Origin of the sequence: Methyloprofundus sedimenti (assembly GCF_002072955.1) — a bacterium.
Classification (GTDB): domain Bacteria; phylum Pseudomonadota; class Gammaproteobacteria; order Methylococcales; family Methylomonadaceae; genus Methyloprofundus; species Methyloprofundus sedimenti.
The window spans coordinates 2799924-2813838 of sequence record NZ_LPUF01000001.1; the positions used below are offsets into that span (position 1 = coordinate 2799924).

A 13915-nucleotide genomic window follows, 5' to 3' on the forward strand; every position below is an offset into this window, starting at 1 on the left:
TTACTCCAGACGTTTAGGGGCTTTTTTTATCGCCAATATGAAAAACAGGCTAGCCATTAATAACAGGGCAGCCGTATTAGGTAAAATAATCGCCCAGACATTGCCCGTCAAAAAGACAGTTTGTAAAATGGCCACGAAATAACGCGCCGCAACCAGATAAGTAAAAGCCTGCACAGCTATTGGCATACTGTCTATATCAAAAATAAATCCGGATAATATAAAAGCAGGTAGAAACGTCGTAATAATCGCAACCTGCCCGGCAACAAACTGGTTTTTAGTCATAATAGAAATTAACAAACCCATCCCCAGAGTCACCAACATAAATATACTGCCAGTGAGCAACAAGACCCAAAACGAACCACGTAAGGGTACATCAAACAGAAAGACTGCCATCGCAATAGACAGCAACATGCCGCCCATGCCCAGAAAATAATAGGGAATCAATTTTCCGACCAGCACCTCACCCATAGTAACAGGGGTTGCAATCATGGCTTCCAGAGTACCACGCTCCCATTCACGCGCCATCACCAGAGCGGTTAATAATGCACCTATCAAAGTCATAATCACTGCAATCAGCCCTGGCACCAGATAGTCTTTGCTAAGAATGGCACTGTTATACCAGATCCGCTGTTCGGCAATCACGGGATATACTATGGATATGCCGCGAGTTTGTGCAAGGTGTGTCAGCCATTCATTCCAGGCACCTTGAATATAACCCGAAATTAATCGTGCGGTATTCGCATCTACGCCATCGACAATCACCTGAATACCTGGAGAATTTTGCTTAAATAACTCACGACTAAAGTTCGCTCTCAGGTGGATAATAGCACTGATTTTTCTCAATTGCATCGCCTGTTCAGCAGTACCCATATGCGTATAATGGCTATTGTTAAAATACTCGGAATGCTCAAATGCAGCCGTAAAACTCGCTGTTTCAGGGCTGCTTTTGTCTATCACCCAACCCACAGGAACATGTCTGGCATCCAGCGACACGCCATAACCGAACAATAACAACAAGAACACGGGCAAGACAAAAGCAATCGCCAGACTGCTAGGATCACGCCAGATTTGTAGAAACTCTTTGATGATCAGCCCCTTCAGACGCATATACTTTTTAATATGACTATCGTTCATACCTGTCTTGCCTCAACCAACTGGATAAAGGCATCTTCCATCGTCGGATCTGGTAACGCTGCAGTACTGACTTGCTGTTTGATTTCAGCAGGTGTTCCCGTGATTAAAATACTGCCTTCACACATAATTAACAGACGATCACAATATTCAGCTTCTTCCATAAAATGCGTGGTAACAAGTACCGTCACACCACTCGCTGCAAGTTGGTTGGTACGATTCCAGAATTCCCGTCTAGCTAAAGGGTCTACGCCTGAGGTAGGTTCATCAAGAAACAGAATATCCGGCTCGTGCATCAAGGCGCAGGCCATTGCCAGACGCTGCTTATAGCCCAGAGGCAAATCTGTACACTCACTGTGCTGATCTACACTCAGCTCAAATTGCTGTAAAGCCCATTGTATTCGTTGATCACGCTGTTTATGGGACAAACCGTAAGCACTACTGAAAAATGTCAGGTTTTGCAGCACACTTAAATTGGCATACAGCGAGAATTTTTGCGACATATAGCCAATTCGAGACCGGGCTTTGGCAGGAGCCAGGCGTATATCAACTCCCGCTACCCGTAACTCTCCATTGCTTGCAGGAAGTAAACCACATAGCATACGAAAGGTGGTCGTTTTACCCGCGCCATTTGCGCCTAATAAACCAAATATTTCCCCGCGTTTAACCGAAAAATTTAGCTTTTTAACCGCTTGAAAATCGTCAAACCAACGATCAACGCCCTCGACATGAATAATCGTGCTATCAATTATGGAAGTAGTGTCTTTAAGAGAAGGTTCAATATTTCCCACCTTTGCAGCAGGATGGCGCTCTCTTAACAGACTAATAAAAACATCTTCCAGGCGCGGGGGTGTTGCTGCAATACCGACTGTTTCCAGTGCCCCGGTGAAAACAGGCAAACCTTGATGACGGTGAATAATACGCACTTTTTCACCCTGTATGACCGCATCAATGATATTCGGTTGTCTGATCAGCTGACTTTGCAGCAGGCGGCTAGACAGTTCTGGATGGCTAACCCGATAACAATGTCCCTGCATTTTAGATTTTAATAAATCCGGACTGTTAGCATCCACTAACACGCCTTCATCCAGTATCACTACTTGCTGACAACGCTCAGCTTCATCCATATACGCAGTACTTAATAATACCGTCATACCCTGACTTTTAACCTGTTGCTCAATTATGCTCCAGAGCTCTCTTCTGGAAACAGGATCAACTCCGACACTCGGCTCATCGAGTAATAACAGGCCGGGCTGGCTAAGCAAAGTACAGGCGAGTCCCAGTTTTTGCTTCATCCCTCCTGATAAGCGCCCTGCCAAGCGTTGAGTAAATGCCGCCAGTCCGGTCATGCGCATTAAATCCTGAAAGCGTTGTTGTCGAACTGCAAGACTCACACCATGTAAATCAGCATAAAGATTCAGATTTTCTGCAACACTCAGGTCTTCATACAAGCCAAAGCGCTGCGGCATATAGCCACACAAGTGATGAATATCATCGCCCTGCTGTACGCTATCAAGACCAAAAACATGTATTGTGCCATTGCTGGGGACTAACAAACCCGCTACCAGACGTAGCAAGGTCGTTTTCCCGGCGCCATCAGGTCCTATCAGACCAACTACTTCGCCTTTGCTAATCGTAAGCGAAACATCCTGTAAAGCATGAATGGTACGTTTACCATTAGTAAACTGTTTGCTCAGCTGTTGTATTTCAACTGCCCAAACGTCTTCTCCTGTATCAGAAGCCGTCATGGCCGTGTGTTACAAGTAGACTTTGCTTGCTGATCAGGCTCTGCCTGCAAATCAATATTCACCGTAACAGGCATACCCAGGCGTAATTCATTTTGTGGATTACAGGCAAACACTCGCACTTGATAAACTAGATGAGTACGCAGTTCAGGCGTTTCAACTGATTTAGGGGTAAATTCAGCCGTTGGCGAAATAAAACCTATCCAGCCCTGATACGATTTATCTGGATAGCTATCCGTGGTGATGCGCGCAGACATACCGTATTTTAATTTTCCCAACTGATTTTCAGGCACATAAACTCTCGCCCAGACCGGATCGATTAATGCCAGCGTATAAACGGGTATACGACTATCGGCCATATCGCCCGGCTCCAGAATGCGATCCTGAATAATACCATCGGCAGGGGCATAAAGATGGCCATCCTGCCAGATTTTTTTAGCCAGTTTAAGACTGCTTTCATTCGCTTTCAATAAGGCTTTTGCTTCATCAATATCTTCTAGCCGAGGGCCGATGACCATAAGTTCCTGTTGTTGTTTAAGTGCATGAAGTTTTTCCTGTGCAGTAATATATTCCTTATTCGCGCGGTCAACAGACTCAATAGACGTCAATTGCTTTTTCACCAGTTTTTGCAAGCGCTGAAGCTCTATTTTAACAAATGCCACCTCGGCGGATGCTGATTTAACATCGGCCGTTGCCTTACGAATATCTTCAGGGCGTGACCCAGTAACTAAGCGACTAACAACCTGCTGTTGCGCCGCAGTTTTTGCCTCAGCATAGTCGATAGCATACTGAAAACGCTCTAAATCCTGAGTCGCCAATAACTGGCCGTGTTTAACCCGGTCACCCTCTTTCGCCGCCATCATCGCAATGTGTTCAGCATCATGAAAAGCCAACTGTATCTGGCGAATATCAATATTGCCAAACAGCGTCAAGCTCGTTTCTTCAGTTTTTGAGAGGCTATTAAAATCCCAGATAGCCCATGTAATACCTCCTAGTACAAGAAGCAGCAAAATAATTTTAAGTGACTTTTTCATAATATCAAAACTCTGTGGAAAGCAAATGACGGGTAGTGAAAATAAATATCTGGCGTGCAAGAACCTATTTTAGTAGTTTTAAAACTTTTTAAAAAAGGCTTTTGCACCCCAATATTTATACTTGCTAGTGAATATAAGCAATGAAAAAAAACCAAACTTCCAATACACTAGAATTTAAACAGAATACGGCGAGCTACTCTGTAAAAAATGGATACATATGATAACGAACAGTGAATCATTCATATATTTCCTTATCCCTTTAGTTACCGGGTAGCCAAGGCCCGGTAAAGAAAGCCATTAAAAAATCATTCTTCTCTGAATCAGCTGCACATAACAACTTAATGACAATGCGATTCGAAAGTTCAAACCCGAAAAAATAGTATTCCAGCCAGATGAACGATAATCAGTCTGCGTTCAAAACCACTCTTCGAGATTATACTGCTGATGTAACTCAGGAATTTCGACATGCGTATTTTGAAGTTTTTTGGCAAATATTGGCATAACTTCTTTATCTCCATGTACCAGAAAAGTCGTTTTCGGATCGCCTGTTTGTTGATGCCAGGCCATTAATTCACCCTGATCAGCGTGGGCTGAGAAGCCACCGATAGTAAAAACGCTTGCGTTTACCGGGATTTCTTCACCAAAAATTTTGACAGTTTTCGCGCCATCCACAATCCGCCGTGCCAGGGTCCCATAAGCGGCAAAACCAACAAAAACAATGGTATTTTTTCGATTCCAGAGACCGTGTTTAAGATGATGTGTGATGCGTCCACCCGTACACATGCCCGAACCGGCAATAATTACAGCACCGCCAACGATATTATTTATCGCCATTGAATCAGCGGTTTCTTCAGTAAAATGTAAACCAGAAAACATAAAGGGGTCTTGACCTGAGCTAAAAACTTCACAAGTCTCTTTATCAAAACATTCGGGATGGCGCTGAAAAATCTGGGTAGCAGAAATCGCCATAGGTGAATCAAGAAAAACAGGAAGATAGCTTGGTAACTTCCCGTTTTCTATCCCTTCACGCAAATAATAAAGTAACTCCTGCGCACGTTCCAGCGCAAAACTTGGAATAATAACATTCCCGCCCTTAGCGATGGTTTCATTGATCGTTGTGTAAAATTCCTCTAAGGTCGGTTCCAGCGTTTTATGTAAGCGATCGCCGTAGGTAGTTTCCATCACCACAATATCAACATGCGGAGGTGGCGTTGGATCTTTGATAATAGCGCGTCCGCTATAACCTAAATCACCGGAAAACAGTATTTTTCGCTGTTTGCCCTGGTGCTCAATGTCTACCACTATGGCGGCGGAACCTAAGATATGTCCAGCATCAATAAAGGTTACCTGAATTTCTTCACTAATGGAAAATTTTTGATTGTAGCCTGCCTTACGTCCGAAAAAATCAAAACAGTTTAGAGCATCAAGCTTGTCATAAAGCGGCTCAACCTTATTTTTATTGCCATGCCTGGAGGCTTTTTTAGATTTATAACGGGCTTCACTTTCCTGTAAACTCGCCGAATCCAGCAAAACCACGCGGGCTAATTCACAAGTAGCGGAAGTAGTAATAATTTCCCCGGTAAACCCTTGTTTAACAAGCAATGGAATGCGACCGCAATGATCAAGATGGGCGTGGGTTAGCAATAGATAATCAATACTGGCAGGATCAAAACCAAAAGGCTTTAAATTTTCCTCTTCCAGATCTCGCCCCCCTTGATAGAGTCCGCAATCAATTAAAATTTTCTTGCCTGCTATGTCAAGTAGATGACAAGACCCTGTTACATCCTGATCTGCGCCGTGAAATTCTAGCTTCATGTTTATATCTCCTCGTTAAATACCTCAGTCTTAAAAATGCGACCTTATTTTGTTTTTGTTTGTGTGGTTTTTATAGAATATACCTTGTGTAAGCCCTAAGGTCTGTATTTTTTTTCCGGTCAAAAGAAATAGTTCTTAGATCAACACTGGCCTGTACCGGTCCAATTTCAATTAAACCAATACAAACTTGGTGTTAATCTTTTTTAATGTACCACTTTGCGAAGTATATGTTGATAGAATTGAGACAGGGGTTTTCTGATTAGCAATTAAATCCAGCTTTTTAAGGCCGCATGATTGACTACATGAAAATGGCAAATATGCAGAATGAATCACAGGTACTGCCTGTTTCCTCGCTATAAATTAATAAAGTCAAGAGTCACTTTTAAGCCAGGTTTATTATCTTCAAACTTAAAAGTAGCACCATGCAGTTCCAATACCGCTTTCACCAGGCTAAGTCCCAAACCATTTCCAGTTGTGCTGCGCGCAGTATCCAGGCGATAAAATCGCTCCAGTACCAGCGCATGTTTTTCTAGTGGAATGCCTAAGCCATGATCACTGATTTGCACTATAATCCTCTTTGCTTGCTGCTTAGCGCTCAGCATAATTCGCCCCTTATTTTCAGTATACTTGATAGCATTATCCAGTAAGTTACTTATTGCTTGCGCTAGTAAATGATGATTTCCGGTGACTTTGAGTCCCTGTTGTATATTGATTGTTAGCTTCTTGCCTTGAGATGCCGCTAGTTCCTGATAGAGTTCTCCCAGCCCTGCAAGCAAAGCACTCATATCAACTGTTTGCCATTCACCACGAAAACTTCCCGCTTCAGTTTGCGCTATCTCCAGCAGAGCGTTAAAAGTACGAATCAACTCATCAGCATCTTCTATGGTTTCGCCTAAGACCTGCTGGTATTCCGGCGTATCGCGTTTTTCTAATAGAGTGATTTCCAGACGATTACGTAGCCGTGAGAGCGGCTGACGTAAGTCATGAGCGATATTATCGGTGACCTGCCGCATCCCCGTAAGCAATTGCTCTATACGCACCAGCATAGTATTCAGTTGTATGGCCAGTTCATCAAATTCATCGTTGCGCTCGCTTAGTGGTACACGCTGAGAAAAATTACCCGAGCTAATGGCTTTAGCAGTCATATTGACTTTATCAATGCGTGCTAACAAGGTTCGCCCAATAAACCAGCCCATCGTTAGCGCCAAACCTACTGAGACCAGCAGAATAGTGATGATAGTATAAAGAATTACTTCCTGTAATTCTTCGGCCTGCTCTAAGCTTTGAGCTAATAGCAACCTGCTGCCATCATTTAAGGTTGCAGCAATCATTGGCCAATAGCCATCGGCAGTTCCCTGCTTTGAAATCGATTTATCTGCAATCCAGACATTTACGACGTGACTATTTATAGCCAGCTCTTGCGGCCAGACTTGCAGATCTCCCGCTATTTTTTTTTGTTCAGGGTTGAGTAGCAAAAAGTGGCGTTGCTGTTTAATATTGTCAGCCTGTTGTGTATTAAGCGTAGCAATAAGCTTATCACGCCCCTTTTCTGTATCAATACGGATTAATTCACTCATGCTCTGTTGCAAGCCCGCACTGATTTGTTCATCAACATAGCGACTACTGGTCCAGTATAAAACACTGAGCCCTAGCGTCATAAAGATGGCATAGATCCCCGCATAGCGCAAAGCAATGCGCATCGCTGAAGAGTTAAGTAGTCTATGCAAGTTCATCGAGTTTATAGCCAATACCGCGCAGGGTGTGCAATAAAGGTTTATCGAAATCTTTATCAATTTTGCTACGCAGGCGGCTTATTTGTGTATCGACGACATTCGTCTGGGGATCAAAATGTAAATCCCAGACTTGTTCCAATAACATCGTACGCGTAACAACCTGAGCTGCATGACGCATCAGGAATTCAAGTAAACGCAATTCCATCGGTTGCAGGCGAATCAACTGCCCTGCCCGGCTTACTTTATGATTGAGCAAATTTAACTCAAGATCAGCAACCTTGAGATAGGTATCAGTTTTAGTTTCCATACGTCGTCGTACTAATGCATCCAGTCTTGCCAGTAATTCAGAAAAAGCATAAGGCTTGATTAGATAGTCATCGCCACCCGAACGCAAGCCTTCAACCCGGTCATCCACTTCACCTAATGCGCTTAAAATCAAAATAGGGGTCTGATTACCATCAGCACGTAACATGCGTATCAATGATAAACCATCTCTTTTAGGTAACATACGATCGACCACCAAGACATCGTAAGTTTCGCATAATGCCAGATTCAACCCCTGCTCTCCATCGGCTGCATGGTCAATGACATAACCACTTTCAGTTAAGCCTTTCACTAAATAGGCCGCAGCCTGATGATCATCTTCAATTAATAAAATTCGCATAAAAGTAATGATACTCGCTTTTATAGCGACGCATTCTTACCATTTGGTAATCCTCCGGAAAGGTTCTGGCAAGATAGCCTGCTGTATGATTTGCTCATGGTAATTGGAAGTCTGCTTTTATTGCTCTGCAAGACAAATCTAACCCAATCGATGATTTATCTAATTCAAACTGAAAATCTAAAAATGAACTCGCTACAGCCATGAGCTATAGAAATTTTAAACTTGTTATGATTATGGGAATTTTTTCTATGCTATCCAACTGTGCCGAATATCAGGCACAACCTTTAACTGATCAAAAGATTCAACAACAATTACCCCCCCCCAGTATTGAACAGCTGACCATTCAGGCACAAAACATTAATCATCCCTTACTCCAGCCTGTTAAATTTGATTTAAAAGATGGTTTATCACCCGACGAAGCAGCTATTCTGGCTGTTTTGCGAAACCCTGAGCTACGCGCGATAAGGAATCAGAATGCTATTAGTAATGCCCAATTATTACAAGCAGGTTTATTACCTAACCCGCAAATCTCTTACAGTTTTTCAGCGCCTTCTGGCGGCACTGATTTGGGAATGAACAATGCTTTTGGTATCGGTCTTAGCTGGGAAGTGACCTCGCTCATCTGGCAGACTAGTAAAATAGCAGCGGCAGAAAAACAGCAACAAAGCGTTGATTTACAGATCGCCTGGCAAGAATGGCAAATCGCGCAAGCTGCAAAATTGGCCACTTATCAATTGATCGCTTATAACCAACAACAGAGTTTATTAACTGAGATGGCACTACGGCTCAAGGAAAATAGTGAGCGTTTACAGCAGGCCGCTAGCTTAGGGCTTGTTACTGAACTGGAAAGGGTAGCGGCTGTCTCCGCTAAGAATCTGGTTGATATTCGTCTGCTCGCTCTTGAACAGCAACAAAAGCAACAGCAACAACGCCTCAATAGAGCATTGGGTCTAAAACCCTATGCAACGGTAAGACTACAGCAAGCTATTCAGTTAGCAAACCATATTCGCCTTCCAGCTTATGTGCATTTAATAAGCAACATCGAAGGTCGGCGACTCGACTTATTAGCTCTGAAACAAGGCTATGAAAGTCAGGAAGAACAGGTGCATATCGCTGTATTACAACAATTTCCAAAAATCAGTATCGGCTTCAACCATGCTTTAGACAACAGTAATCTATACACCATGGGGTTCGGTATTGCAATGACATTGCCCATTTTTGACCACAATCAAGGCCAAATCGCATTGGAACGAGCGACGCGCGCACAATTATTTGATCAATATAGTAATCGTATATTTCAAGCGAGAGCCGATATTGCTGAATTATTGGTGACTATCAGCTCGACAAATCAACAAATTCAATCAGTTGCTCATGCTATTCCCGATTTAGAGAAACTGGTCAAAGCCTATCGGTCTGCTATCGAAACCGGTCAGGTTGATGTACTCAATTATTATGTTGCCTGGAATACTCTAACCAACAAAAAAATTGACTTTCTAAGCTTAAAATTACAATTAACCCAGGCAAGAGTCGCTTTGGAAATAGCCAGCGGGCTTTACCGGATACCTACAGATTTTCAAGGACAAGTCTTATGAAACGCTATTCAAAAAAATTCCTCGTTATCTTTATTTTACTTATTTTGTCCGTCGGCTTTGCCATGCTTTACTGGCTGTCTGAGCCGCAAGATTTAAACAGTCTGAAAGTTTCAATTCCCGAGCCGGGGCCTGTGGCTCAAGTTGAAACAATTAAGCTACATAAAGGGGAAATAAAAGAAACTCTCAGTGCCTATGGTGTCGTTTTGCCGTTGCCAGACAAGTTGATAACCCTGAGTGTGCCCTATATCAGTAAAGTCGATATGATACAGGTAAATCAGGGGCAGATTGTGCAGCAAGATGATCTATTATTAACCCTGAAGCCTGGCGCTAGCGCTCTGTTGCAATTAGCTCAAGCGCAAAGTGAATTGCATGCTGCAACTCGTGAAAATCAGCTATTGCAGGAACGCATAAACCTGAAACTGGCAACTAAACAGGACATGGTGACCTCACGATTACGTATTGAACAAGCTAGGGTTATGCTCAAAAATCTGGCCGACCAGGGTATTGCTAATGAACAACACATCAGGGCGGAGCACGCAGGTATCGTCTATCTGGTCAGCGTTCAGCAAGGACAAATTGTTGCTGCTGGCGCTCCACTATTACAAATTGTTGATCAAAGCCAATGGATGGTGCGCTTAGGTATAGAACCGGAAGACCATGAACATCTAAGAGTTAATCAGCAAGTGTTGATCACACCGGTTAATACGCCTGTCTCAGAACCGGTAAAAGGACGTATCGAAATTATTACTCATCAAATCGACCCAACGACCCGTTTACTCAATGTTTTTGTCAGGCCGGAGTTAAATCAAACTTTGCTGATCAATGATTTTGTCCAAGGTCAGATTATTATTGCCTCAATCAATGCGTTTTTGGTTCCAAGACAAGCGGTTCTTCCCGATGATGGTGGATACAGTTTGTTTAGCGTTGAAAATGGACGGGCGATTAAACATACAGTACAGCTAGGTCTGGAAAATAACACTCAGATTGAAGTCATAGCGCCTGATTTAAAGGAACTGGATGAAGTCGTGGTATTAGGAAACTATGAACTAGAATCAGGTATGCAGGTATCAGCGCTACCCAGCACCCAATACAAGCAAGGAGCAACACAATGACGCAGTGGGCTCATTTACACCGTCGTTCCATTTTGTTTGCACTTAGCTTGTTCGCTATGGCAGGATTCTTTGTTATTTACAGCACGCCCGTTAGTTTATTTCCTCAGGTTACCTTTCCAAGAGTTGTTGTTAACCTAAATGCCGGTGACATGCCAGCCGAACGTATGGCAGTGCAGGTAACCTGGCCAGTTGAAGAAGCAGTGCGTGCGGTGCCAGGTGTTTCAACGGTGCGCTCATCAACCAGTCGCGGTAGTGCAGATATTGCGATTAACTTTAAATGGGGTGAAGACATGGTATCTTCGATGTTGCAGGTTGCCTCAGCGATTAATCAAATTCGTTCAACACTCCCGGCTAACTTGGCATTTACCGTTAAGCGCATGGATCCCACGGTCTTTCCTGTGTTAGGTTATAGTTTGGTGTCCGCTAAACATAGCCTGGTTGAACTGCGGGATATGGCACTGTATCAAATCAGACCCATTTTATCAGCAATTCCAGGTGTCGCTAAAGTCGATGTACTGGGTGGTGCGGTCGCGGAATATCAGGTGCTTGTTGATCCCGCACGGATTAATGCCTTAGGTTTAAATTTGAATGATATTGCAGGCGCCTTATCAGCCGCTAATGTCATTCAGGCGGTGGGGAAACTGGAGCAAAATTATAGATTATATTTGCTACTCGCCAATACTCAGTTACAAAATTCAGAACAAATAAGCCAGACTATTCTACGTAGTGGTCAGAATGGCCTGGTTTTTCTTGAAGATGTTGCACAAGTGGTTAAAACTACCGCCCCTCAATGGCAACGCATTACTGCTGATGGCCGTGATGCGGTATTGTTTCAAATTAACCAGCAACCCGGCAGTAGTACCGTTGAGATTGCTCATCATGCACAAACCCAACTGAAACTTATCGAACAGAAACTACCTGCAGATATTAAAATCGCTAAATGGTACGACCAAAGTGACTTAATTGTGGCCTCTGCATTGAGTGTCAGAGAGGCCTTATTGATTGGCTTGGGCTTAGCCATTGTGACTCTGCTAGTATTTCTGCGCAATATCAAGGTCACCTTGATTGCGGCTATTACTGTGCCAATGGCCTTGTCGGCTACTGTTCTCATCATTAATTTTCTGGGACTTAGCTTTAATATTATGACGCTGGGGGGCATGGCCGCTGCTGTAGCACTGATTATTGATGATGCCATTGTGATGATTGAGCATATTATTCGGCGTATGCGCGAAGCATCAGGGACTTACTTAGAAAGGATTCATTTAGCCGCCAATGAATTTAGCAAACCACTGATGGGATCTTCAGCATCAACGATTATTATTTTTGCGCCTCTTGCTTTTTTATCCGGCGTCAGCGGCAGCTTTTTTAAGGCTTTGTCGATTACCATGGCATCCGCTTTATTCATTTCCTTTATCATTGCCTGGTTGGCTGTACCTTTACTGGCGGCATATACCCTAACGCAAAAAGACACCGAACAGGAAGAAAATGGCAGGATGACACGCTGGTTTCATCACCAATATCAACGCTTGTTGCAGTCTCTATTACCCAGACCCTGGCTTGTCTTGCTCGGCCTGTTACCCTTGTTAGCTGCTGGCTTTTTTAGCTGGCAACAAACGGGGTCGGGATTTATGCCCTCGATGGATGAAGGTGGATTTATTCTGGATTACCGCGCCGCACCGGGAACATCTGTCTCTGAAACAGATCGCTTACTAAGACAAGTTGAGACTATTTTACGTCAGATTCCTGAAGTTGAAACCTATTCACGACGCACAGGTAATAGTTTAGGCGGGCATATTACCGAAGCGAATGAAGGTGATTTTTTTATTCGTTTAACACCGTTACCGCGACGTAGTCTGGATGAAGTTATGGACGATGTTCGAGACCAGGTAAGTGCGCAGGTTCCTGGGCTGGAAATTGAACTGGCTAAACTGATGGAAGACCTGATCGGTGATTTAACAGCCGTTCCACAACCGATAGAAGTCAAATTATATGCTAATGACGGGGAGTTATTAGCGCAATTAGCGACTAAAGTCGCCCTGGAGCTAGAGAAAATACCGGGCGTTGTGGATCTTAATAATGGCGTAATTCCTGCGGGCGATGCTTTGAATATTCGGGTGTTGCGTGATAAAGCAGCGTTGGAAGGGCTCAGCCCTGATGCGGTCAAACAGACGCTGAATAATTACCTGGCCGGAACCATCACCACGCAAATACAGGAAGGTCCCAAGATGGTTAATCTGCGTGTCTGGATACCTGAAAACGAACGCTCCACGATGAATGCTATGCAACACTTACGCATTAGAGCGCCAGATGGACATTGGGTGCCACTAAAACGGATTGCAGAAATTACGCCAGAAAACGGGCAAGCGCAAATTTCCCGTGATAATTTAAAACGCATGGTAGCTGTTACCGCGCGTATCAGTGGTCGGGATATGGGCTCTACTGTTGCTGATGTGATTACAACACTGGATCAACCTGGCATGTTAACGCACGATGTCTATTATGTATTAGGGGGATTATACGAACAACAACGCATCGCCTTTCATGATCTGATGATCGTCTTTATTGCTGCAATAGCACTGGTGTTTATTTTGTTACTCTATTTATATGAACATTTTCATGTTGCGCTGTCTATGATGCTAACAACGCTATCCGCAGTCGCAGCTGTATTTATCGGTCTCTGGCTGAGTAATATAGAGTTAAATATCACCGCGATGATGGGGATGACTATGGTTATCGGTATCGTCACCGAGGTGAGTATTTTTTATTATTCCGAGTATCAAAGTCTAGCTGATTCAGAAACAGGCATTCAACGCATGATTACCGCAGGTAATAACCGTATGCGTCCCATTGCCATGACGACGGTAGCAGCCATTCTGGCACTTATGCCGCTGGCAGTGGGTATTGGTGCGGGCTCTGAAATGTTGCAACCTCTCGCTGTTGCCATTGTTTCCGGGCTGATTGTGCAGATGCCATTGGTGCTTATTTTATTGCCGGCACTGCTGAGAATCTTTTCTAATATGATAGGAGAGTCCAATGTAATACTTGAACAGTAAAAAAGAAAATAAAAGTTCAGTTAGGAATATACACGA

The 13915-nt window shown here is 43.6% G+C and carries 9 protein-coding genes; 3 read left to right on the forward strand and 6 right to left on the reverse strand.

What is annotated here, in order from left to right:
- From AU255_RS12350 to AU255_RS12375, 6 genes are all read right to left on the reverse strand, one after another.
- The gene (locus tag AU255_RS12350; protein WP_080523143.1) at positions 1-1134 is read right to left on the reverse strand and encodes an ABC transporter permease; all 1134 of its coding nucleotides are present in this window, start codon (positions 1132-1134) and stop codon (positions 1-3) included.
- Positions 1131-2879 carry an ATP-binding cassette domain-containing protein gene (locus tag AU255_RS12355; protein WP_080523144.1) on the reverse strand — a complete coding sequence of 583 codons (1749 nt, stop codon included), beginning with the start codon at positions 2877-2879 and terminating at the stop codon, positions 1131-1133. Before AU255_RS12355 ends, AU255_RS12350 begins: the two co-directional genes overlap by 4 nt.
- Complete coding sequence (locus AU255_RS12360; RefSeq protein ID WP_080523145.1) at positions 2876-3910, reverse strand: efflux RND transporter periplasmic adaptor subunit; 1035 nt, start codon at positions 3908-3910, stop codon at positions 2876-2878. Before AU255_RS12360 ends, AU255_RS12355 begins: the two co-directional genes overlap by 4 nt.
- 414 nt (positions 3911-4324) lie before the next feature.
- The gene (locus AU255_RS12365; protein WP_080523146.1) at positions 4325-5725 is read right to left on the reverse strand and encodes an MBL fold metallo-hydrolase; all 1401 of its coding nucleotides are present in this window, start codon (positions 5723-5725) and stop codon (positions 4325-4327) included.
- Between the two features lie 353 nt (positions 5726-6078).
- Complete coding sequence (locus tag AU255_RS12370) at positions 6079-7452, reverse strand: sensor histidine kinase (RefSeq protein WP_233144630.1); 1374 nt, start codon at positions 7450-7452, stop codon at positions 6079-6081.
- Entirely contained in the window at positions 7445-8122 is a 678-nt protein-coding gene (locus AU255_RS12375) for a response regulator transcription factor (protein ID WP_080523148.1), read from the reverse strand. The genes AU255_RS12370 and AU255_RS12375 overlap by 8 nt, the downstream gene beginning before the upstream one ends.
- Positions 8123-8355: 233 nt before the next feature.
- On the opposite strand from AU255_RS12375, the gene AU255_RS12380 reads away from it, so the two are divergent.
- From AU255_RS12380 to AU255_RS12390, 3 genes are read left to right on the forward strand one after another with little or no spacing between them, the layout of a single operon-like run.
- Positions 8356-9714: a TolC family protein gene (locus tag AU255_RS12380; RefSeq protein ID WP_158083115.1), complete on the forward strand. Its 1359-nt coding sequence runs from the start codon at positions 8356-8358 to the stop codon at positions 9712-9714.
- Positions 9711-10826 (forward strand): efflux RND transporter periplasmic adaptor subunit, encoded by a 1116-nt coding sequence (locus AU255_RS12385; protein ID WP_080523150.1) that lies wholly within the window; start codon positions 9711-9713, stop codon positions 10824-10826. The genes AU255_RS12380 and AU255_RS12385 overlap by 4 nt, the downstream gene beginning before the upstream one ends.
- Complete coding sequence (locus AU255_RS12390) at positions 10823-13879, forward strand: efflux RND transporter permease subunit (RefSeq protein ID WP_080523151.1); 3057 nt, start codon at positions 10823-10825, stop codon at positions 13877-13879. The genes AU255_RS12385 and AU255_RS12390 overlap by 4 nt, the downstream gene beginning before the upstream one ends.
- Positions 13880-13915 lie beyond the last annotated feature (36 nt).

What these genes read in the sequence shown, in the direction of transcription:
- AU255_RS12360 (WP_080523145.1), bottom strand. Translation starts at nt 3,910, where the DNA reads ATGAAAAAGTCACTTAAAATTATTTTGCTGCTTCTTGTACTAGGAGGT.
- AU255_RS12380 (WP_158083115.1), top strand. Translation starts at nt 8,356, where the DNA reads ATGGGAATTTTTTCTATGCTATCCAACTGTGCCGAATATCAGGCACAA.
- AU255_RS12375 (WP_080523148.1), bottom strand. Translation starts at nt 8,122, where the DNA reads ATGCGAATTTTATTAATTGAAGATGATCATCAGGCTGCGGCCTATTTA.
- AU255_RS12350 (WP_080523143.1), bottom strand. Translation starts at nt 1,134, where the DNA reads ATGAACGATAGTCATATTAAAAAGTATATGCGTCTGAAGGGGCTGATC.
- AU255_RS12385 (WP_080523150.1), top strand. Translation starts at nt 9,711, where the DNA reads ATGAAACGCTATTCAAAAAAATTCCTCGTTATCTTTATTTTACTTATT.
- AU255_RS12390 (WP_080523151.1), top strand. Translation starts at nt 10,823, where the DNA reads ATGACGCAGTGGGCTCATTTACACCGTCGTTCCATTTTGTTTGCACTT.
- AU255_RS12355 (WP_080523144.1), bottom strand. Translation starts at nt 2,879, where the DNA reads ATGACGGCTTCTGATACAGGAGAAGACGTTTGGGCAGTTGAAATACAA.
- AU255_RS12365 (WP_080523146.1), bottom strand. Translation starts at nt 5,725, where the DNA reads ATGAAGCTAGAATTTCACGGCGCAGATCAGGATGTAACAGGGTCTTGT.